We start from the raw sequence: 21,146 nt of genomic DNA on the forward strand, positions 1-21,146 counted from the left end.
TCTGCCATGAATGCTAACCTCTCTTCCCTTTTCTGGGAAGGCTTTACCGTTGACTCCTTTTCCCATTCCTCATCTGATGCGCTGCTTATTACGCTTCGCCCAGACCCCCGTTTTGCACCCCAGTGCCGCCGATGTGGCCGAAGAGACTGTGCCGTTCATGATGTCTCTGTACGTCAGGTTCGTGAGCGGGATTTGCTGCACTGGCGCGTCACCCTTCTGGTTCCTGTTCGTCGTCTTCGCTGCGCCTGCTGCGGTGTTGCCACCGAACGTATCTCCTGGTTGCCTGAGAGGCAGCGTTACACCTCTACATTATCCGTCTGGGTTGAGTCTCTTAGCCGTCTACTCCCCGTGAAGCACGTAGCACAGCTGACAGCCCTGCACTGGCACACCATCAAGAATATCGACCTCCGCCGTTTGCGTCGGGAATTGCAGGAGCCAGAGCGACATACACTTCGCCGCCTGATAATGGATGAGTTCGCCCTGTTTAAAGGCCATCGCTATGCCACTGTGGTCGTGGACGCTGATACGCAGCAGGTGCTGTGGGTCGGGGAAGGTCGCAGCCGCGCGGCCTTCCGCCCGTTCTTCACCTGGCTGGGACCGGAAGGCTGCGCGGCTATCGAGTCTGTCGCAATGGACATGAACACGGCGCTGGACCTTGAAGTCAGGGAGCAATGCCCACAGGCGGAAGTGGTCTATGATTTGTTCCACGTGGTGGCGAAGTTCGGTCGCGAGGTCATCGACAGGGTGCGGGTTGACCAGGCGAATCAGCTACGTGACAACGCGAAAGCCCGGAAGGTTATCAAGCGCAGCCGCTGGCTGTTGCTGCGTAACGCTGAAAATCTGCCAGCAGGTCATGATGTAAAGCTGGCAGAGTTGCTGGAGGCCAACCAGCCGCTGAACACCGTGTACGTGATGAAAACTGCGCTGAAAGAGCTGTGGTATGCGCCGGATAAGGAGGTGGCCCGGCATCGCTGGGATGAATGGTACAGGCAGTCTCAGGAGAGCGATATAAAAGCGCTGCAGCAGTTCGCAGATAAGCTCAAGGGCTACGTGAGCGGGATAATCGCCAGTGCTGAACATCGTCTGAATACGAGTGTGCTGGAGGGGATGAATAACAAAATCAAGGTACTAAAGCGAATGGCTTATGGATACCGGGATAACGACTACTTCTTCCTGAAAATTAAAGCAGCGTTCCCCGGTAAAGCGCGATGAACCTAAAAAAAGGGGTTAGCCTTTGGCTAAACCCCTTATTCATAACAACTTTCGGATGTTGCGAAAGCGCTATCTTAGTTAAGACGCTCTTTGATACGAGCAGACTTACCAGTACGCTCACGCAGGTAGTACAGTTTGGCTTTACGCACGGCACCACGACGTTTAACAGCGATGCTGTCAACAACTGGAGAGTGAGTCTGGAATACACGCTCTACGCCTTCGCCGTTAGAAATTTTGCGAACAGTGAATGCAGAATGCAGACCGCGGTTACGAATAGCGATAACCACGCCCTCGAATGCCTGCAGACGTTTTTTGCTACCTTCAACAACCCATACCTTCACTTCTACGGTATCACCCGGACGAAATGCAGGTACGTCCTGCTTCATTTGTTCGTCTTCGATTTGCTTAATAATGTTGCTCATAATATGTCTCTTACCCTAGGTAAACTGATAGTTGGGTTCGCCAGATCAAACCGACGTAACCACCTAATACTCTTGTTGCTCAGACTGATATTCACGTTGGAATTCAGCCAGCAACCTTGTTTGCTCGTCAGTCAGAGCTAGGCTTTTCAGAAGTTCAGGTCTTCTAAGCCAGGTTCGGCCCAGCGACTGCTTCAATCGCCAGCGACGTATTTCCGCATGGTTTCCAGACAGTAACACCGCCGGAACCTCCATGCCTTCCAGTACTTCAGGGCGAGTGAAATGAGGACAATCCAGCAACCCATCGGCAAAAGAATCTTCTTCTGCTGAAGCCTGATGCCCCAGTACACCCGGTATAAAGCGGGCAACGGAGTCAATCAGGGTCATCGCTGGCAGTTCCCCACCGCTGAGTACGTAATCCCCGATCGACCATTCTTCATCGATTTCGGTTTTAATTACGCGCTCATCAATCCCCTCGTACCGTCCACAGACCAGAATCATCTTCTGGTTAGTAGCGAGTTGACGTACGCCTTGCTGATCTAATTTACGGCCCTGAGGTGATAAATAAATCACTCTCGCGCCTTCGCCTGCCGCTGCTTTTGCTGCGTGGATCGCATCCCGTAAAGGTTGCACCATCATCAGCATTCCGGGACCGCCGCCATAAGGTCGGTCATCCACGGTGCGATGCCGATCGTAAGTGAAGTCACGAGGACTCCAATACTGTACGTTCAGCAGGCCATTTTTTACTGCCCGGCCAGTGACTCCGTAATCAGTAATTGCCCGGAACATCTCTGGAAACAGGCTAATCACCCCAATCCACATAGTCTCGTTCCGCTGGGTACTACTGGTCGATTCAGAGCTCAAAAACCAGGATCCCAATCTACTTCAATAGTTTGAGTAGACAGGTCGACGCGCTTAACAACCTGTTCAGTGAGGAACGGAACCAGCCGTTCCTTGACTCCGAAGGCATCTTTTAGGTTGGCTTTTATTACCATCACATCGTTCGAGCCGGTTTCCATCATATCGATGACTTTACCCAACTCATAACCTGTTACGGTCACGACCTGACAGCCAATAAGATCCTTCCAGTAATAATCACCTTCGCCCAGGTCGGGCAGTTGTGACGAATCTACGACAATTTCGCAATTAGTCAGTAAATTAGCCGCATCACGGTCATCAACACCTTTCACTTTGATGATCAGGTCCTGATTGTGATACTTCCAGCTTTCAATTTCGACAAGCTGCCAACCGCTTTTACTCTGGGTGAACCAAGGCTGATAATCAAAAATGCTCTCGGCATCTTCGGTGGATGAAAACACTCTGAGCCAACCTCGGATGCCGTATGCCGACCCAATCTTCCCCATAACAATCGGGTTAACGGGAGGTTTTGGGCTGAGTTGATTGCTCATTATCACCACCGCAACAGATTATGCTGCTTTTTTAGCGTCTTTGATCAGCGAAGATACGCGATCAGACACAGTTGCACCCAGACCAAGCCAATGCTCGATACGGTCCAGATCCAGACGCAGTGCTTCTGCTTGACCTGATGCGATTGGGTTGAAGAAACCAACGCGCTCAATGAAACGACCGTCACGCGCATTGCGGCTATCGGTCACGATTACTTGATAGAACGGGCGTTTTTTCGCGCCGCCACGTGCCAAACGAATTGTTACCATAACATCCTCTTTAGTGAATAAAACAACTGGGCCCCATCGAGGAACGGAGCCCAGTATGTCATATAAAAAGCCCGAAAATTTTACTCATTTTGGCGCAAAAAGCAATCTAAAGCGTGTAATCACGCCAAGAGTTTATCCACGCCAGGGAATTTCAGTGATTAACGCCCCGGAAAACCAGGTGGCATCATCCCTTTCATACCGCGCATCATTTTCGCCAGACCACCGTTTTTCATCTTCTTCATCATGCGTTGCATATCATCGAACTGCTTCAGAAGACGGTTCACGTCCTGGACCTGCATACCTGAACCCATCGCGATACGGCGCTTGCGCGACCCTTTGATAATCTCAGGCTTAGCACGTTCCTGAAGCGTCATTGAATTAATGATCGCCTCCATGCGTACCAGCACTTTGTCATCCATTTGCGATTTTACATTATCAGGCAGTTGGCCCATGCCCGGCATTTTGCTCATCATGCTCGCCATGCCGCCCATATTGCGCATTTGCTTGAGCTGATCCAGAAAATCGGTCAAATCAAACCCATCGCCCTTCTTCAGCTTCTTCGCCAGCTTCTCTGCCTGTGTACGGTCGACCTTGCTTTCAATATCTTCAATCAGTGAAAGCACATCGCCCATACCGAGAATGCGCGATGCCACGCGCTCAGGATAGAACGGCTCTAGCGCTTCGGTTTTTTCACCGACGCCGAGGAATTTAATCGGCTTACCTGTAATATGGCGGATAGATAACGCCGCACCGCCGCGGGCATCACCATCAATTTTAGTGAGGATGACACCCGTTAACGGCAGCGCTTCATTAAAGGCTTTCGCCGTATTCGCCGCATCCTGCCCCGTCATGGCATCAACCACAAACAGCGTCTCAACGGGCTTAATCGCCGCATGAACCTGTTTGATTTCGTCCATCATCGCGTCATCGACGTGAAGACGACCCGCGGTATCGACCAACAAGACATCGTAGAATTTCAGCTTCGCGTGTTGTAACGCACGTTCTACAATCGCAAGTGGCTTTTCCTGTGCGTCTGACGGGAAGAAATCGACGCCCACCTGCTGCGCCAGTGTTTCCAACTGCTTAATCGCCGCAGGGCGATAAACGTCGGCAGAAACCACCAGCACTTTTTTCTTCTGCTTCTCACGCAGGAATTTACCCAGCTTGCCCACGCTGGTGGTTTTACCCGCACCTTGCAGGCCCGCCATCAGAACAACCGCAGGAGGCTGCGCGGCAAGATTCAGCTCGGCGTTGATATCCCCCATGGCGCTGACGAGTTCATTTTTAACAATTTTGACGAACTCTTGGCCCGGCGTCAGACTTTTATTAACTTCATGCCCTACGGCACGTTCTTTCACTCGATTGATAAAATCACGCACCACAGGTAACGCGACGTCGGCTTCCAGCAATGCCATACGCACTTCACGCAGCGTTTCTTTTATGTTGTCTTCAGTCAACCGCCCGCGGCCGCTGATATTGCGCAATGTGCGCGAGAGTCGATCGGTTAAATTTTCAAACATATCTCATGCTCAACGTAAGACAGGCCGCCAGCGCGACACGAATGGAAGAGATTATACACAAAAGCGGGAACGATCTCAGCGCTGCTAACGGAGAACTGTTGGTGCCCACGGCGACTAACGCTATACTGACTCTTCATTTTACCTAGTTGATATTTAATAACCTATTTGTATGTCTGTTTTCGCTATTGTGGCGCTTGTCGCCTACACACTCAGCCTCGGACTGATCATCCCCAGTCTGCTGCGCAAGAACAGTGCATATCGTCGGCTGGCAATACTCTCGGCCAGCGCTGCGCTAAGCTGCCATGCGGTGGCGCTCTATCAACGCATTTTCGATGTTCAGGTCGGGCAAAACCTTAGCCTGCTGAATATCGGTTCGCTGGTCAGTCTCATCATCTGTACGGTGATGACGATTGTCGCCGCGCGCGATCGTGGCTGGTTTATTCTTCCTATCGTCTACACCTTTGCGCTGATCAATCTGGCCTTTGCCAGCTTCATGCCGAGTGAATTCATTACGCATCTGGAAGCGTCACCGGGCTTGATGATCCATATCGGTCTGGCACTTTTTTCCTATGCCACACTGTTAATTGCGGCCCTTTATGCGCTCCAACTCGCCTGGCTTGATTATCTGCTCAAGAATAAAAAGCTGGGTTTTGCGGCTGATATGCCGCCACTGATGGGCATTGAACGTAAAATGTTCCACATCACGCAGATTGGCGTCATTCTGCTCACGCTGACGCTCTGTACCGGCTTGTACTATATGGATGACCTAATCAATAACAAAGAGAACTTGCATAAAGCCGTGTTCTCCCTGTTTGCGTGGTTCATCTATATTCTGCTGCTTTGGGGGCATTACCATGAAGGGTGGCGCGGTCGCCGCGTTGTCTGGTTCAGCCTGCTCGGTGCGCTGATGCTGACGCTTTCTTACTTTGGTAGCCGGGTGATACAGCACTTTCTTGCCGTCTAACCACTCCTCGAACACAAAAAAAGAGAGCCAACATCCGGCTAATGCCGATCGTTTAAGGATTAGTTGAACGATCCAGCCGTTGGTGTAAAAAAGGTTCATGACATTCATGGACCTTTTTTTATGCAACTTTCTCAGGCTCTTGGCATTATCAATCTTACTGCGCCGGAACAGATTCACACTCTGGCTGATCTCCTACCCGTTAGCATGATTGAACAGGCATTAACGCTCACTGATACCGTCACGCTGCGCAAGCGAAAACTCTCCCTTGAGTCCATGGTGTGGCTGGTTATTGGCATGGCCGTATTCAATCAGCGCCCTCTTTCCCACATCGTTAATCTCATGGATATCGCTGATCGCTCCGGCACCCCGTTCATCGCCCCCAGTTCAGTCATACAACGGCGGCAGACGCTCGGTGAGGCTGCTGTCAGAGAACTGTTTGATATCACACAACGACACTGGAACGAACAGGCTCAGCACCCACAATGGCATGGGCTTAACCTCTTTGCCGTCGACGGTGTGGTCTGGCAAACGCAGGATACACCGGAAAATGAGGCGGCCTTCGGCAAGGCCTCCAATCAGCACGGCGACAAGGGTTACCCGCAGGTGAGAATGGCTTGCCTGATGGAACTGAGCAGTCATCTGATAACCGCCAGTGCGTTCGGCCGCTACGATGTCAACGAGATGCGGCTGGCAGCAGAGCTGACCGGAAAAACACCAGATAACAGCATTACCCTGTTCGACAAAGGGTTTTACTCCGTCGGTTTACTGCATCACTGGCGAACAGCGGGGGAAAATCGGCACTGGCTGCTGCCGTTGAAGAAAAATACGCAATACGAAGTGATAAGCAAGCTGGGCAGGCAAGACAGACTGGTACGGATAAAGACATCGCCGCAGGCGCGTAAACAATGGGCGACGCTGCCGGAGAGCATCACAGCGCGGTTGTTAACGAAGATGATAGAGGGAAAAACGCGAGAGGTGCTTACGTCACTGACGGACCCGATGCGTTATCCGGCGGCGGAGGTGAACGCCCTTTACGCTCACCGATGGGAAATCGAGTTGGGATATCGCGAGGCGAAACAAGGCTTGCTGGGTAACAGGTGGCATTTACGGAGCAGACTGCCGGAAATGGTGAGGCAGGAGTTGTGGGGCGTGCTGCTGACGTACAATCTGGTGCGTTATCAGATGGTGAAAATGGCGTTTACGCTGAAAGGAGATTACCTGCCGTATCAGTTGAGCTTCAGCGGCGCCCTGACGGAAATCTGGCGATTACTTATCGGTCTGCCGGGTTCATCACCGGGTGCGATACCAGGACATCTGAAGCATTTTTATGAGCAGGCAATCTATCTGGTATTGCCGTTAAGAAGGGAGCGAAGTTACCCCCGAGAAATCAGGGGAAGACGAGCGAAATATCCGTTAAAAAACAATGCCGGTCACCTTAAGTGACCGGCATTAGCCAACATCCGGCTCTCTTTTTTATTTGGATCTTATCCGACAACCTAGATATGCAGCTCGGCCAGCTTATCTTTCGGCAGTGCCAGATCGTCATTTTGGTTGATACCAATATCGTGATCCACAATGTGCTGAGCAATTTCCTGCGCTTCTTTCAGCGAGTGCATCTCATAGGTGCCGCACTGATATTCATTCAGCTCAGGGATTTTACGCTGGTCGGTCACTTTCAGAACGTCCGCCATCGCTGCTTTCCAGGAATCGGCAACACGTTGTTCATCCGGCGTGCCAATCAGGCTCATGTAGAAACCGGTACGGCATCCCATCGGAGAAATGTCGATAATTTCCACGCCATCCCCGTTTAAATGATCGCGCATGAAGCCAGCAAACAGGTGCTCTAGCGTATGAATCCCTCGTTCCGGCATCACTTCGATGTTCGGGCGACAGAAGCGCAGGTCAAATACCGTAATAGTGTCGCCATGAGGGGTTTTCATGGTTTTCGCGACCCGAACGGCAGGTGCTGCCATACGAGTATGATCAACAGTAAAGCTATCTAGTAACGGCATAATGCCACCTCCTCATAGAAAAATTTATTTTTTCTCGTTTCCGGGAAACTTTTCTTTTTTATGCGAGTCTGACTTACTGAAAGACGCGCATTTATTATCATCATCCCTATTAGAGATGTTTATTTGGCCACAGTTTCTGTGGCCTTTTCTTTTTAATTCGCCGCCAGATAATCGTCAAAACTCATCGTATCTTCAGACTCAATCTGACGTTGGCGCTGCCAGGATTGCTCGCTCGCCGCAGCCAATTGTTCTTCCGTCAATACCTGCAACGGTTCGTTGCTGAGCATTCTGCGATATTCTTCCGCTAAATTCAGCCCCACGCTACCATTGCCTTCTTGCTTCATCAACGTTAATAGTCGACCAGAGAACGTCGCTTCTGGATCATCAAAGCCAGCAAGCAGCTCATCACAGACCTGCTGATAGTGCGGTTGACCGCTTTCCGCGTCCAGCACTTCCGCAACACGACGTAAATCCGCAAACAGGGATTTCCCTACCTCGGCAATCGGCTGTTGGATGGTTTCACACCGCATCCCCACCGTTTGCCCCGGTTTACGTCCTTCCAGAATCACCCGGTTCCAGTTTTTACGCGTACACAGCAGCTCATCAGCGCTCATTTCCGGCGCATCTGCGAGCGCACACCAGATCAGGAATAAATCCATGAAACGTACCTGACTTTCACTCACTCCCGTCGGAGAGAAAGGATTGATATCCAGCGAGCGCACTTCAATATATTCGATTCCACCACGCAGCAAGGCATCAGACGGCGTTTCACCCGCACGTGTTACACGCTTCGGACGAATCGGCGCATAGAGCTCATTCTCAATCTGCAAGACGTTCGTATTCAATTGCAGATAACGACCATCCTTCTTCATACCAACCCGAGCATATTCCTCAGACGGCGTTTTTATCGCGCGTTTTAACGCCGCGACATAGGTCTCCAGATCGTTGAACGTAATTCCCAAATTGCTCTGTGATTTATTGGTATAGCCTAAATCACTGAGCCGCAGAGAGGTGGCATAAGGCAGATAAAGCATGCCTTTTTCCGTGCGCTCAAACGGGAGAGCCGTCTCGCGCCCTTTCAGGAAAGAAGAACAGATCGCCGGAGAAGCGCCGAACAGGTAAGGAATTACCCAACCAAAGCGGTAATAGTTGCGGATCAGTCTGAAATATCCCGCAGAAATGGCTTTTTTCCCGCTTTCTGCATCAGCGACACCCTCGCGCGCCTGCCAGAATGACAGCGGCAGGGAGAAATTGTAATGCACGCCGGAAATGGTCTGCATCAACGCGCCATAGCGGTTTTTTAACCCTTCGCGATAAAGCGTTTTGAAGCGCCCGATATTTGATGAACCATACTGCGCCAGCTCTATATTTTGCTCACTGTCGATAAAGCACGGCATGCTCAATGGCCACATTCGCTCATCGCCCAGATTGCGGGAAACGTGGCGATGAATATCGCGCAGAAACGTCAGCAGGTGATCAACATCTTTATCAACTGGCGTAATAAACTCCAACAGCGCTTCTGCAAAGTCTGTCGTAATCCAAGGATGTGCCAACGCCGAACCCAATATCTCCGGGTGTCCTGTCGCAGCAAGATGTCCGTTTGCTGTTACGCGCAAAGTTTCGCGTTCAATTCCACGCTGAATACCCTTCACCGCCAGTGGGTGTTTTTCCAGCCAAGAAAGTGCTTCTGAAATGTCCGGGATCAAATCGACCTCCCGTTGTTAAAATGTAATGGTTGTAAGCATAATTGAAACTCAGTAGCACTCACCAGTTCACATTGCAATCTGGTTAAGACCACCACGCCATCCCCTGTAACGTTATACCTGCCAATACGATATACCGCAGCGCTTTTCCAATACCAATGAAAATCGCCGATTGCACCCAGGGCATGCGTAGCCAACCCGCTAACACGCACAATAAATCGCCTACTACCGGCACCCAACTAAATAACAGCGCAGCGCAACCATAGCGCTGCAACCAACGCATGGCCACCGTATAGCCTGCTTGTTGTTTTGGCTGAGGGAGTAAGCGCCCTATAAAAATATTTGTTAACCCGCCCAGCGTATTTCCTACCGTCGCCACAGCGATCAACAGGTAGGGTTTTGCGCTGTCAGCCAGCAATAACGTTACCAGCAGGACTTCTGAACTGCCGGGCAACAGTGTTGCACTGAGCAAGCTACTCCAGAAAAGGGAAAAAACGGCCCAGAACTCACTCACAATGTACGGACGTCAACCACGGCCATGTTAGCTCGCTTAGCCGCTTCAATACCGTAGTCTGCATCTTCAAACACAATACATTGTTCCGGTGCGACAGAAATCAATGCGGCACAACGCAAAAAGGTATCTGGAAAAGGCTTATGTTGAATGACATCATCAGCGCCAACGATCGCATCAAAATAATCATGCAATCCCAAATGTATTAGCAATCTATCCGCCATGCCATGCGTGCTACCCGTACCGACCGCCATAGGGCGCCGTCCGCGATAATGTTTAACCACATCAATCAGCGGTAGTGGTTTTACTGTATCCAGCAGCATTTCTTCAACAACGGCCGTTTTTTCCGCCGCCAGTTGGTGAGCATCAATATCAGCCTGATAGCTGTCGATAATACGCTGTGCAATATGCCAGGTGGGCGAGCCGTTCAATGCGGTCATGGCGCTGGCATCATATCTCATACCATACCGTGCAAGAACCTCATCCCACGCCTTATGGTGCGTCGGTTCAGTATCGAGTAAGGTGCCATCCATATCAAAGATCAGCCCTTGATAGCGATCGTACATCATGACTCCATGATCACTGAAAAGAGAGCTTACTTTATCGTAAAGTGAAAACGTTGTCGCTTACTCAATAACCTTATAAAAAACAGGTTATTACTACCATAGTGGTAAGAAAACCTTTATTTATTCACCGATTCAATATCGGTATACAGACTGGATAGGAGACAAGAATTAAGGTACGAACGTAATGAGAGAAATATCGTTATGATATATAGGTAAGAGAGCACAATGATGCTATCGCACCACAAGCAGATAAAGGATATTTGATAAAATAAGCGTGGTGTATCTGAACACATTATCTGACTTATATCGTAATAACAGGACGTCGATTACGGGATGTCACTCTTGCGCTGATTAATCCACGCTAAGGTAGAAAGCAAGACAGATATTTTATTTACATCAGAATATGGTGCATCCGGGAGGATTACTCGGCTTCGCCTCGCCCTTCGGGCCGTTGCTAAAGCAACGTTTTCCTCCCTTGTTCCTATAAACCAAGACTATCGCTTATAAGAGCAAGATAACAACCTTATCCATATCGAAATATGGTGCATCCGGGAGGATTCGAACCTCCGACCGCTCGGTTCGTAGCCGAGTACTCTATCCAGCTGAGCTACGGATGCAGAGTGTGGTGCAGAAATAAGGGAATTGAACGAGATACTTAAGAATGGTGCATCCAGGAAGATTATTCGGCTTCGCCTCGCCTTTTGGCGCTGTTGCTAAAGCAACGTTTTCCTCCCTTGTTCCTATAAACCAAGACTATCGGTTATAAGAGCAAGATAACAACCTTATCCATATCGAAATATGGTGCATCCGGGAGGATTCGAACCTCCGACCGCTCGGTTCGTAGCCGAGTACTCTATCCAGCTGAGCTACGGATGCATTAATAATTCTTTATCTACGACAAAACTTTCTTTTATTAATACTGCGTGCCTTGCAAAGGCATCTATTTAATGGTGCATCCGGGAGGATTCGAACCTCCGACCGCTCGGTTCGTAGCCGAGTACTCTATCCAGCTGAGCTACGGATGCATATTAAATGGCGGTGAGGGAGGGATTCGAACCCTCGATGCAGCTTTTGACCGCATACTCCCTTAGCAGGGGAGCGCCTTCAGCCTCTCGGCCACCTCACCTTACATTACCTGGTGCGCTACTAAGAACTTCTTGTTAGTGCTCACCGGTACTGCGTGGCGCACATATTACTTTCCCAGACTTATAAGTCAAACAATTTTTCCCACCTTGTGTTCGTTTGAACAATTCGCATCCAAGACGAGCATTTTCACAACAAAAAGTTTGTTTTATCGACAGAAAAACAGGCGGTTACCTTGAGAAAGGAATCACACAGTAAAAATGAATCTATCGATAAATGTGTGGGGGAAAAGCGGGAAAGAGCAATTGCGTCCCGCTAAGACGAGACGCATTGTCAATCAATATGACGTTGGTTGAGATTTTTCGGCCTGAATACGCTGATAGATCTCTTCACGGTGGACAGAAACCTCTTTAGGTGCATTAACACCAATACGCACCTGGTTGCCTTTCACTCCTAATACGGTAACCGTTACCTCATCGCCGATCATGAGGGTTTCGCCAACTCGACGAGTCAAAATAAGCATTCTTTGCTCCTTGAAAGATTATAAAGAGTCGGGTCTCTCTGTCTCCCCGCCATTATCCATCATGTGCCGTGAAAACGTAAACCTAGACGATGGTATAAGCACCACCACCACACTCCGGTTTGTCACTACTTGTTAGTTTAGTCGATATCAGTAGCTTGTGCTTTTGTTATCACAACAGCAGGGCTGAGCGTCTCATACTTCAGAATCTCTGAAGGTAGCACACGTCCCCCCCACTTGCCGGACCCTTTTCCGCAGACAAAAACGCCACAACCAGAAAGTTATGGCGTTTTTGTTGGATAACGCGAATAAAACGTTATCTCTTGTTTATAGCTTAGCAGCGACCCAAGATTCAACACTTGCCAGCGCAGCAGGCAATGCTGACACGTCTGAACCACCAGCCTGGGCCATATCCGGACGGCCACCGCCTTTACCACCAACCTGTTGGGCAACAAACCCAATCAGTTCACCGGCTTTTACGCGGTCGGTCAGATCTTTCGTTACACCAGAAATCAAGCTAACCCGGCCTTCTGCCGCCGTTCCGAGAACAATAACAGCAGACCCTAGCTGATTCTTCAGATCATCCACCATCGTGCGCAGCAGCTTAGGATCCACGTTGTCCAGTTGCGTAACCAGCAACTTCACGCCGCTCACCTCTTTTGCTTTGCCGGACAGTGACGAGCTTTCCTGCGCCGCCTGCTGAGCCTTCAACTGCTGAAGCTCTTTCTCCAACGTGCGGGCACGATCCAGAACAGAGCGTACCTTATCCGTCAGGTTGTGACTATCCCCTTTCAGCAGTTGCGCGATATCTTGCAGAACGTCGCTCTGGCGGTGCAGCGCAGAAAGCGCATTTTCACCCGTGGTCGCTTCAATACGACGCACTCCGGCTGCGGTACCTGATTCTGAAATGATTTGGAACAGGCCGATATCACCAGTACGGCTTGCGTGTGTGCCCCCGCACAGTTCAATGGAGAAATCCCCCATCGTCAGCACACGAACATGGTCGTCGTACTTCTCACCGAACAGCGCCATCGCGCCCTTCGCTCTTGCATCATCCAGCGCCATGACATCCGTTTGCACGGTAAGGTTGCGGCGGATTTGCGCATTGACGATATCTTCAACCTGACGAATCTGCTCAGGTTTCATCGCTTCCGTATGTGAGAAGTCAAAACGCAGATAGCTATCATTAACCAGAGAACCTTTCTGCGCGACATGATCGCCCAGAACCTGACGCAGCGCGGCATGGAGCAGGTGCGTTGCGGAGTGATTCAGACGAATACGATCGCGACGTTGGCTATCAACGTTGGCATCAACACTGTCATTAACACGCAGTGTCCCCTGAGTCAGTTTACCGACGTGGCCGATTGCCTGACCATATTTCTGAGTATCCTGAACAGCAAAGCTGACGCCCGCGTTTTTCAGTTCTCCCTGATCGCCAACCTGACCACCGGATTCACCATAGAATGGTGTTTCATTCAGGATCACGACCGCTTCATCACCTGCAGCAATCTGATCAACCGCGTTTCCATTGTGATAAAGCGCAATAACTTTCGCTTGCTGCTGCGTTTTTTCATAACCGCAGAATGGCGTAGTTTCATCCACACGAATAAGACTGTTGTAATCAACGCCAAAGCCGCTGGCCTCACGCGCACGCTGGCGCTGAGCCGTCATCGCAGCTTCAAAACCTTCTTCATCGACTTTCAGGCCACGCTCGCGGCACACATCCGCAGTAAGGTCGACAGGGAAACCATAGGTGTCATACAGACGGAAGGCCGTTTCGCCATCCAGCGTATCCCCTTTCAGGTTTTTAATTTCTTCGTCCAGCAGTGACAGGCCGCGCTCCAGCGTACGAGCAAACTGCTCTTCTTCCATCTTCAGCGCTTGCTCAACGACAGACTGCTGCTTTTTCAACTCTTCCGCTGCCGGCCCCATGACTTCAATCAGTGGCGCAACCAGTTTGTAGAAGAAGGCATCCGTAGCGCCCAGCATGTTACCGTGACGTGCAGCGCGGCGAATGATACGGCGCAAGACATAACCACGGTTTTCATTAGACGGCGTCACGCCATCCGCAATCAGGAACGCACAAGAACGGATATGGTCAGCGATAACACGCAGCGATTTATTCGTTAAATCCGTCGTACCGACGGCTTTAGCAACCGCCTCAATCAGCGTTTTGAACAAATCAATGTCATAGTTTGAATTGACGTGCTGCAACACGGCAGAAATACGCTCTAACCCCATTCCGGTATCGACGGAAGGTTTCGGCAGCGGCAGCATCGTGCCATCAACCTGACGGTTGAACTGCATGAATACCAAGTTCCAAATTTCGATATAGCGGTCGCCATCTTCATCAGGGCTTCCCGGTGGGCCACCCGCGATGTGTTCACCGTGATCGAAGAAAATCTCGGTACACGGACCGCATGGCCCAGTTTCGCCCATCTGCCAGAAGTTATCAGAGGCGTAAGGTCCGCCTTTGTTATCACCAATACGAATAATTCTTTCGCGCGGTACGCCAACTTCATCAGCCCAAATGTCGTAGGCCTCATCATCCGTTGCGTATACCGTTACCCACAGTTTCTCTTTCGGCAGGTTGAACCACTGGGGAGAGGTCAGCAATTCCCACGCATAACGGATCGCATCATGCTTAAAGTAATCACCGAAGCTGAAGTTACCCAACATTTCAAAGAAAGTGTGGTGGCGGGCGGTATAACCTACGTTTTCCAGGTCATTATGTTTACCACCGGCACGCACGCAGCGCTGCGAGGTTGTCGCACGGACATAGTTACGTTTATCCAGCCCGAGGAACACATCTTTAAACTGGTTCATACCCGCATTGGTGAATAACAATGTCGGATCGTTGTTCGGCACCAGAGAGCTGCTATCAACAACCTGGTGTCCCTTACTGTGGAAAAAATCGAGAAACGCTTGACGGATCTCAGCGGTGCTCTTGCTCATAATTGTCCTGGAATCAAGCTAGAAGAACAGGTCGCGGGCAAGGTTAGTCCAGCATGCTGACGCTACCGAGCAACTCACGAACAAAAAAGTGGGAATAAGATAAATTTTCTTCGATGGGAAGTAAAATCCCGTATGCGTTCAATCTGAAAAATTCGTATAAATTGACTGGATTTCTTCATGAAAGAAGCCGCGATAGAGCAGATATCGCTGATGTTTGACTTTGTCTTTCCATTCATCGGACAGAGGGTGCCCGAATTTTCGCTCTACAACTGATTTCGCCAGCGCGCACCAATCAATATCGCTCTCGTCTAATGCCGTAGCTAATATCGTCTTATCGATTCCTTTCTGGCTAAGCTCCATTTTAATTCGCTGAACGCCATAACCTTTGCGACTTCGGCTGCTGATATAGCGGCGTGCATAGCGCGCATCATCCAGCCAACCGTGCTCTTTGCAATAAGCAATAGCCGCTTCCACATCTTCTGCTGCAGCTCGGGCAGTCGCGTCGTCCGCTTCATCTTCTGCTTCTGCACTTTCTGATTTATATAAATACGCCGCACATTTGCGGCGTATTTCGGCTTCACTATAATCCCGAACAGACAGCACATTCATCGCATAGCGTAAGGGTTTATTCATCCATCTACCCGCTGATGTGTTTTCATCCACTGATGTGCTTTGTCGCAGGGAATCCAGCCACCATTAAAACTCTTCGTTGCCTTCGTCGGCGAATGCATCTTCGTCATGGCTGTTACCAGCTGTGGCAGGCGTTAGCTCATTGCCTTTATGCAGCAGCATTTCACGCAATTTCTTATCCAGTTCCGCAGCAACCGCTGGGTTCTCTTTCAGGAAATTACAGGCATTCGCTTTACCCTGACCAATTTTGTCGCCGTTATAGCTATACCAGGCACCTGCTTTTTCGATCAGCTTGTGTTTCACACCCAGATCGACCAGCTCGCCGTGGATGTTGATACCTTCGCCGTACAGAATCTGGAATTCAGCCTGTTTGAACGGTGCCGCAACTTTATTCTTCACGACTTTAACGCGAGTTTCGCTGCCGACGACTTCTTCGCCTTCCTTGATAGCACCAGTACGGCGAATATCCAGACGAACGGAAGCATAAAACTTCAGAGCGTTACCACCAGTTGTCGTTTCAGGGTTACCGAACATCACACCGATTTTCATACGGATCTGGTTGATGAAGATCAGCAGCGTATTGGCTTGTTTCAGGTTACCCGCCAGTTTACGCATCGCCTGACTCATCATACGAGCAGCCAGGCCCATGTGGGAGTCGCCGATTTCACCTTCAATTTCTGCTTTCGGCGTCAGAGCCGCAACAGAGTCGACGATGATAACGTCAACAGCACCAGAGCGCGTTAGCGCATCACAGATTTCCAGAGCTTGTTCGCCAGTATCCGGCTGAGAACACAGCAGATTATCGATATCTACGCCAAGCTTTTTCGCATAAATCGGATCCAACGCATGTTCAGCATCGATGAATGCACACGTTTTACCTTCACGCTGAGCGGCAGCAATAACCTGTAAAGTTAGCGTTGTTTTACCGGAAGATTCCGGGCCATAAATCTCAACGATACGGCCCATCGGCAAACCACCGGCACCCAAAGCAATATCAAGGGACAAGGAGCCTGTAGAAATAGTTTCAACATCCATTGAGCGATCCTCGCCCAACCGCATGATAGAACCTTTACCAAATTGCTTTTCGATTTGGCCCAGTGCTGCCGCAAGTGCCTTTTGTTTGTTCTCATCAATAGCCATTTCTGCTCCTGTCATGCGGCGTAAAGCTGCTGTCTCTACGCGGCTGCTTAATCATGAATTGCCGAATAATTACTGACATTATACTGTATGCGCATACAGCATCAAGGTTATTTTTTCAGAAACGCGTCGAGCAGCGTTTGCAGCGCAAAATGGACCGATTGCAAACGAACCGCGTTTCGATCTCCGCTAAACCGCATTGTCCGCGCAAATGCTTCGCCCCGTTTGTCTGTAAAGCCAAACCATACCGTACCGACAGGCTTCTCTTCGGTCCCGCCGTCAGGCCCGGCGACGCCGCTTACCGAGATGGCAAAATCTGCATCGGCAGCCTGCAACGCCCCTGCCGCCATCTCATTGACGACGGCTTCACTCACCGCACCGTGCCGTTCCAATGTCTCCGCGCCCACATTTACCAGACGCTGCTTGGCCAGATTGCTGTATGTCACAAATCCATAGTCAAACCAGCAGGAACTGCCTGCGACATCAGTAATAGACTTAGCCAGCCAGCCCCCAGTGCAGGATTCCGCGCACGTCAGCGTAGCACCACGCGCCTTCAGTTTTTCACCGACCAAAACACTTAACCGCAGAATGTCAGCTTCCGTCATTGCCGCCTCATCTTAATCAAGGATTGTTGGGTCAGGGTAACACTTTTCCCTGAAAAAGACGCCTCGCTGCGCGGGATGCGAAGCGCATAGCAAAGAAGATGAAAAGGGATGAAAAACGAGGGAAAGCGAATAAAACGCCGCCGGTAATCAGGAAGATAATCAGGAAGAAAATAACGCGACTTTACTCTGTAGTCAGTAGGGTACGAGTGGACAGTCAGGTACAAAGCATATAGATAAAAATAATACTAAATAACTTTGCCAAATAGTAGATCACTTGAAGGGAACTCAGTCCGAGTTATGCGATCTGATCAATCGCCAAATCAAAACAAATCACCAACCGGACTGAGCGATGCCGATCATAGCAGCAATCCCTGATGAAGAACGACGACTAATGCGTAAAGAAGCCCAACAGACACATGATAAAAATTACTCCAGACGACTCATCGCCATACTGATGCTGCATCGGGGAATGACTGTCACCGACGTTGCCAGACTGCTTTGTGCGGCCCGCTCATCGGTTGGAAGATGGATAAATTGGTTTACTTTACATGGTGTTGAAGGTCTAAAGAGCCTCAAAGCCGGACGAGCACCGCGCTGGCCAGTCGCTGATATCCTGCATATGCTACCGCTTCTTATTAAACGCTCTCCTCAGGATTTTGGCTGGCTGCGCTCCCGCTGGAGTACCGAGTTGTTGGCACTTATCATTAACCGGCTTTTTAACGTGACGCTTCATCCTTCCACGTTACATCGCTATCTGAGACGAGCGGGTATTGTCTGGCGCAGAGCCGCGCCAACACTGAAAATCAAAGATCCAGATTATGAGGAAAAACGATTCGTCATCGAACAGGCGGTCTCTCGGAAACAAACGGAGCATCCCGTGTTTTATCAGGATGAAGTAGATATCGACCTGAACCCGAAAATCGGCGCGGACTGGATGCTCAAAGGGCAACAGAAACGTATTACTACGCCGGGACAGAACCAAAAGTATTATCTGGCAGGGGCACTGCATTCGGATACGGGACGAGTCCATTACGTTGGCGGCAGTAAAAAGTGTTCTGATTTATTTATCAAGCTGTTAGAGACATTACGGCGGACATATCGGCGAGCGAAAACCATTACGCTGGTCGTTGATAATTACATCATTCATAAAAGCCACAAGGTGAAAAAGTGGCTGGAAAAAAATACGAAGTTCCGGTTGTTGTTCCTGCCCACGTATTCGCCGTGGCTAAATCCAATCGAGTTGCTGTGGTTGTCGTTACACGAAACGATAACGCGTAACCATCAGTGCCGGTATATGTGGCAGTTACTGGAACAGGTAAAATTATTTATGAATGCCGCTTCACCGTTCCCCGGCAATCAGCATGGTCTGGCTAAAGTGGAGCGGTATTAGGCGAAGTCATTTAGCGTAATTTACATACAGCCTGCGCAACTGGTGCATCGCCAGTCCTGCTTATTTATAGCCTGAAAGAAATATCTAAAATAACACTCTTCGATTGGGACATTATTTTCTTCGAAGCTATCGGCAAGCCAGTCGATATTCTCCAGAATCCAATCGTCCTCATCTAATCCATCCCGGTAGGTTTCATCATCAGGATCGATGATAGAGTAGATTCCCATCGTTCCCATATGATTTTCTGTATATTTTTCCGGTAGCGAAAAATCTTTCTCTTTATAAGATATTAACCAATGACCGTGGCAAAGCAGATTGCCATTACGGCTCCACCGGGCAACAAATGGGTTATTCATATTTATTCTCACCAGAAAAAACCTGCTTATAAACGTAGCATGACACGTTTATAAAGTAAATCGCCCACAGCCAATGTATTATTTAAAGGCTTGAAGCTATGGCCAACTATCTATTACATCTTAATAGGTACAAACCCATTAACAATAAATTGATAAATATCAATTCATATAAAAATAAAATACCTAAATAGAGAAATACAAATAAAAAAAAGCCCACTAAAAATAGTGGGCGGGGTACAGCTATTATCGTTATGGAAAAACCCTGGTGTTTTGCGGCACGTCATTCGGCTTCTGTCTGATGCTTACAGTACCGAATGAACATTAACTCAACATTAGGCACGCAAAAATTCTGTCTATTGCTGTGATAGCCTGCATCAACACTATCCCATATCATCCACCGCTTCCCGCTTTGCTTCACTGGCAGATATCGGTCAGAATGGTGTGCATATGCCCATAAAGGGGTAACCATCGATTAGGGAGAATGACGGGTGTTTCCCTCTTTCTTAAAAAGAACCGCAGCGAAAAACGGCAGCTATGCCAATGAGATCAGCAGCAGCATTACTATCAATCGCCCGGCGGAACGCTTGTTTGATCTTTGGCGTAAACCGGAAACGCTGCCGATCCTGATGGGACATTTCGCCAGTATCGAGATACTGAACTATACCGACTCCAACTGGCGGATTAACACGCCGATTGGCGCGCTCATTGAATGGCAGGCTCGTATTATTGATGAAAAACCAGGGGAGTACATCCACTGGCGTTCGCTGGAAGGGGCACGGGTTCCCAATGAAGGCAGGCTCTCTTTTCAACCTGCCGCATCGGAAGCAGGTACAGCCGTGACGCTGACGATTCGCTACAATCCACCGGGAGGCTTGATTGGGAAGAAGATCGGCCAAATGTTTGATATGTTTTCTCGCGATATGCTGACGAAAACGCTCTATCGTTTCAAAAAATTAGCGGAGGATGAGCTGGTCTAAGCCACACCAGCCCTCCAGCAGCAGGTCATCATCGCCCCTTTTCCTGAACTGACGACAGCGCCCCAAAAAGAGGAACGTAGAATGCTGGAATTGATTCAAACCATTGGTCTTGGTCTGGTGTTAATCCTGCCACTTGCGAATCCACTGACAACGGTAGCCGTATTTCTGGCAATGTCCGGCAACATGAGCCAGGGGGAGCGAAATCGTCAGATCTTTCAGGCTTCGCTCTATGTCTTCATCATTATGACCGTCGCGTACTACGCAGGTCAGGTCGTGATGAATACCTTCGGAATTTCCATTCCCGGCTTACGCATCGCTGGCGGGCTCATTGTGGTATTTATCGGTTTTCGCATGCTTTTTCCTCAGCAAAAACCAGAACATGCGCCTGAAGTCAAAAGCAAAAAAGAAGAACTCAACGACAGTTTCTCTGCCAATGAGGTCAATATCGCTTTCGTTCCGCTGGCGATGCCCAGCACAGCGGGGCCAGGAACGATTGCCCTCATCATTAGTTCTGCCTCACAAATCAAGAGCGGCGTCGATATTACCCCGTGGGTGATTACCGTTGCCCCCGTACTGACTTTTATGTTGATCAGTCTGATCGTCTGGCTCAGTCTGAAAAGCTCCGGCCTGATTATGCGTTTGATCGGTCAAAGCGGCATTGAAGCTATTTCACGGCTGATGGGATTCCTGCTGGTTTGCATGGGTGTGCAGTTCATCATTAATGGTACGCTGGAAATCGTGCATTCTCTCCATTAAGTCAAGGATGATGGAGAGATATCAATACGTTGCCAGATAGCCTAATTAGCGTCTATAACTTTGAATGGCGGGTTTATTCATTGGTCGCAAGCGAATGCCCCGCCAGTTTGCCATTGACGATGACATAACAAAAAGACAGCGTGATTTTGCTTAC

Annotated in this window: 21 protein-coding genes and 4 tRNA genes; 6 read left to right on the plus strand and 19 right to left on the minus strand. The window is 49.6% G+C overall.

What is annotated here, in order from left to right; translation table 11 throughout:
- Window positions 1-6 precede the first annotated feature (6 nt).
- The gene (locus LCF41_RS16560) at window positions 7-1,212 is read left to right on the plus strand and encodes an ISL3 family transposase (RefSeq protein ID WP_225085515.1); all 1,206 of its coding nucleotides are present in this window, start codon (window positions 7-9) and stop codon (window positions 1,210-1,212) included.
- 74 nt (window positions 1,213-1,286) lie between these two features.
- Here LCF41_RS16560 and rplS read toward each other — a convergent pair whose 3' ends face one another.
- The 5 genes from rplS to ffh form a co-directional block, all read right to left on the minus strand.
- On the minus strand, window positions 1,287-1,634 hold the full coding sequence (gene rplS / locus LCF41_RS16565; protein ID WP_010285987.1) for a 50S ribosomal protein L19: 348 nt from the start codon (window positions 1,632-1,634) through the stop codon (window positions 1,287-1,289).
- A gap of 63 nt (window positions 1,635-1,697) precedes the next feature.
- Window positions 1,698-2,453, minus strand: a complete 756-nt coding sequence (gene trmD, locus LCF41_RS16570) for a tRNA (guanosine(37)-N1)-methyltransferase TrmD (protein ID WP_225085516.1) — start codon at window positions 2,451-2,453, stop codon at window positions 1,698-1,700.
- Between the two features lie 38 nt (window positions 2,454-2,491).
- On the minus strand, window positions 2,492-3,040 hold the full coding sequence (gene rimM / locus LCF41_RS16575) for a ribosome maturation factor RimM (RefSeq protein ID WP_225085517.1): 549 nt from the start codon (window positions 3,038-3,040) through the stop codon (window positions 2,492-2,494).
- An 18-nt stretch (window positions 3,041-3,058) separates the two neighbouring features.
- On the minus strand, window positions 3,059-3,307 hold the full coding sequence (gene rpsP / locus LCF41_RS16580; protein WP_225085518.1) for a 30S ribosomal protein S16: 249 nt from the start codon (window positions 3,305-3,307) through the stop codon (window positions 3,059-3,061).
- Between the two features lie 158 nt (window positions 3,308-3,465).
- Window positions 3,466-4,827, minus strand: coding sequence for a signal recognition particle protein (ffh, locus tag LCF41_RS16585; protein WP_225085519.1), 1,362 nt, complete (start codon window positions 4,825-4,827; stop codon window positions 3,466-3,468).
- A 169-nt stretch (window positions 4,828-4,996) separates the two neighbouring features.
- On the opposite strand from ffh, the gene LCF41_RS16590 reads away from it, so the two are divergent.
- Both LCF41_RS16590 and LCF41_RS16595 read left to right on the plus strand, forming a co-directional pair.
- Window positions 4,997-5,791, plus strand: a complete 795-nt coding sequence (locus LCF41_RS16590; protein ID WP_225085520.1) for a cytochrome C assembly family protein — start codon at window positions 4,997-4,999, stop codon at window positions 5,789-5,791.
- Window positions 5,792-5,911: 120 nt separating this feature from the next.
- On the plus strand, window positions 5,912-7,234 hold the full coding sequence (locus LCF41_RS16595) for an IS4 family transposase (protein WP_225085521.1): 1,323 nt from the start codon (window positions 5,912-5,914) through the stop codon (window positions 7,232-7,234).
- Window positions 7,235-7,287: 53 nt separating this feature from the next.
- On the opposite strand, the gene luxS is transcribed toward LCF41_RS16595, so the two are convergent.
- The 13 genes from luxS to pncC all read right to left on the minus strand — a co-directional run bounded on the left by luxS (window position 7,288) and on the right by pncC (window position 17,513).
- Entirely contained in the window at window positions 7,288-7,803 is a 516-nt protein-coding gene (gene luxS, locus LCF41_RS16600; RefSeq protein ID WP_225085522.1) for an S-ribosylhomocysteine lyase, read from the minus strand.
- Between the two features lie 152 nt (window positions 7,804-7,955).
- Window positions 7,956-9,509, minus strand: coding sequence for a glutamate--cysteine ligase (gene gshA / locus LCF41_RS16605; protein ID WP_225085523.1), 1,554 nt, complete (start codon window positions 9,507-9,509; stop codon window positions 7,956-7,958).
- A gap of 82 nt (window positions 9,510-9,591) precedes the next feature.
- Window positions 9,592-10,020, minus strand: coding sequence for a YqaA family protein (locus LCF41_RS16610; RefSeq protein WP_225085524.1), 429 nt, complete (start codon window positions 10,018-10,020; stop codon window positions 9,592-9,594).
- Window positions 10,017-10,583, minus strand: coding sequence for a fructose-1-phosphate/6-phosphogluconate phosphatase (gene yqaB, locus LCF41_RS16615; protein ID WP_225088207.1), 567 nt, complete (start codon window positions 10,581-10,583; stop codon window positions 10,017-10,019). Before yqaB ends, LCF41_RS16610 begins: the two co-directional genes overlap by 4 nt.
- A 540-nt stretch (window positions 10,584-11,123) precedes the next feature.
- Window positions 11,124-11,200: transfer RNA gene (locus LCF41_RS16620), tRNA-Arg, on the minus strand.
- A gap of 182 nt (window positions 11,201-11,382) precedes the next feature.
- Window positions 11,383-11,459, minus strand: a tRNA-Arg gene (locus LCF41_RS16625).
- A 72-nt stretch (window positions 11,460-11,531) separates the two neighbouring features.
- Window positions 11,532-11,608 (minus strand) — tRNA-Arg (locus LCF41_RS16630).
- An 8-nt stretch (window positions 11,609-11,616) separates the two neighbouring features.
- Window positions 11,617-11,709, minus strand: a tRNA-Ser gene (locus tag LCF41_RS16635).
- 294 nt (window positions 11,710-12,003) lie between these two features.
- On the minus strand, window positions 12,004-12,189 hold the full coding sequence (csrA, locus tag LCF41_RS16640; protein ID WP_005972168.1) for a carbon storage regulator CsrA: 186 nt from the start codon (window positions 12,187-12,189) through the stop codon (window positions 12,004-12,006).
- Window positions 12,190-12,513: 324 nt separating this feature from the next.
- A complete protein-coding gene (gene alaS, locus LCF41_RS16645) occupies window positions 12,514-15,141 on the minus strand; it encodes an alanine--tRNA ligase (protein ID WP_225085525.1) in 2,628 nt (875 codons plus the stop codon).
- 138 nt (window positions 15,142-15,279) lie between these two features.
- A complete protein-coding gene (gene recX / locus LCF41_RS16650; RefSeq protein ID WP_225085526.1) occupies window positions 15,280-15,774 on the minus strand; it encodes a recombination regulator RecX in 495 nt (164 codons plus the stop codon).
- A gap of 63 nt (window positions 15,775-15,837) precedes the next feature.
- Window positions 15,838-16,911 (minus strand): recombinase RecA, encoded by a 1,074-nt coding sequence (recA, locus tag LCF41_RS16655; protein WP_015841372.1) that lies wholly within the window; start codon window positions 16,909-16,911, stop codon window positions 15,838-15,840.
- A 107-nt stretch (window positions 16,912-17,018) separates the two neighbouring features.
- Window positions 17,019-17,513, minus strand: coding sequence for a nicotinamide-nucleotide amidase (gene pncC, locus LCF41_RS16660; protein ID WP_225085527.1), 495 nt, complete (start codon window positions 17,511-17,513; stop codon window positions 17,019-17,021).
- 349 nt (window positions 17,514-17,862) lie between these two features.
- Between pncC and LCF41_RS16665 the strand changes: the two genes are divergently transcribed.
- The gene (locus LCF41_RS16665; protein ID WP_225084894.1) at window positions 17,863-18,903 is read left to right on the plus strand and encodes an IS630 family transposase; all 1,041 of its coding nucleotides are present in this window, start codon (window positions 17,863-17,865) and stop codon (window positions 18,901-18,903) included.
- Between the two features lie 20 nt (window positions 18,904-18,923).
- Here LCF41_RS16665 and LCF41_RS16670 read toward each other — a convergent pair whose 3' ends face one another.
- Entirely contained in the window at window positions 18,924-19,259 is a 336-nt protein-coding gene (locus tag LCF41_RS16670) for a hypothetical protein (protein WP_225085528.1), read from the minus strand.
- Window positions 19,260-19,747: 488 nt separating this feature from the next.
- Between LCF41_RS16670 and LCF41_RS16675 the strand changes: the two genes are divergently transcribed.
- The gene (locus tag LCF41_RS16675; RefSeq protein WP_225085529.1) at window positions 19,748-20,236 is read left to right on the plus strand and encodes an SRPBCC family protein; all 489 of its coding nucleotides are present in this window, start codon (window positions 19,748-19,750) and stop codon (window positions 20,234-20,236) included.
- An 81-nt stretch (window positions 20,237-20,317) separates the two neighbouring features.
- Complete coding sequence (locus LCF41_RS16680; protein WP_225085530.1) at window positions 20,318-20,992, plus strand: MarC family NAAT transporter; 675 nt, start codon at window positions 20,318-20,320, stop codon at window positions 20,990-20,992.
- Window positions 20,993-21,146: the final 154 nt, after the last annotated feature.

Origin of the sequence: Pectobacterium colocasium, from assembly GCF_020181655.1 — a bacterium.
Lineage (GTDB): Bacteria > Pseudomonadota > Gammaproteobacteria > Enterobacterales > Enterobacteriaceae > Pectobacterium > Pectobacterium colocasium.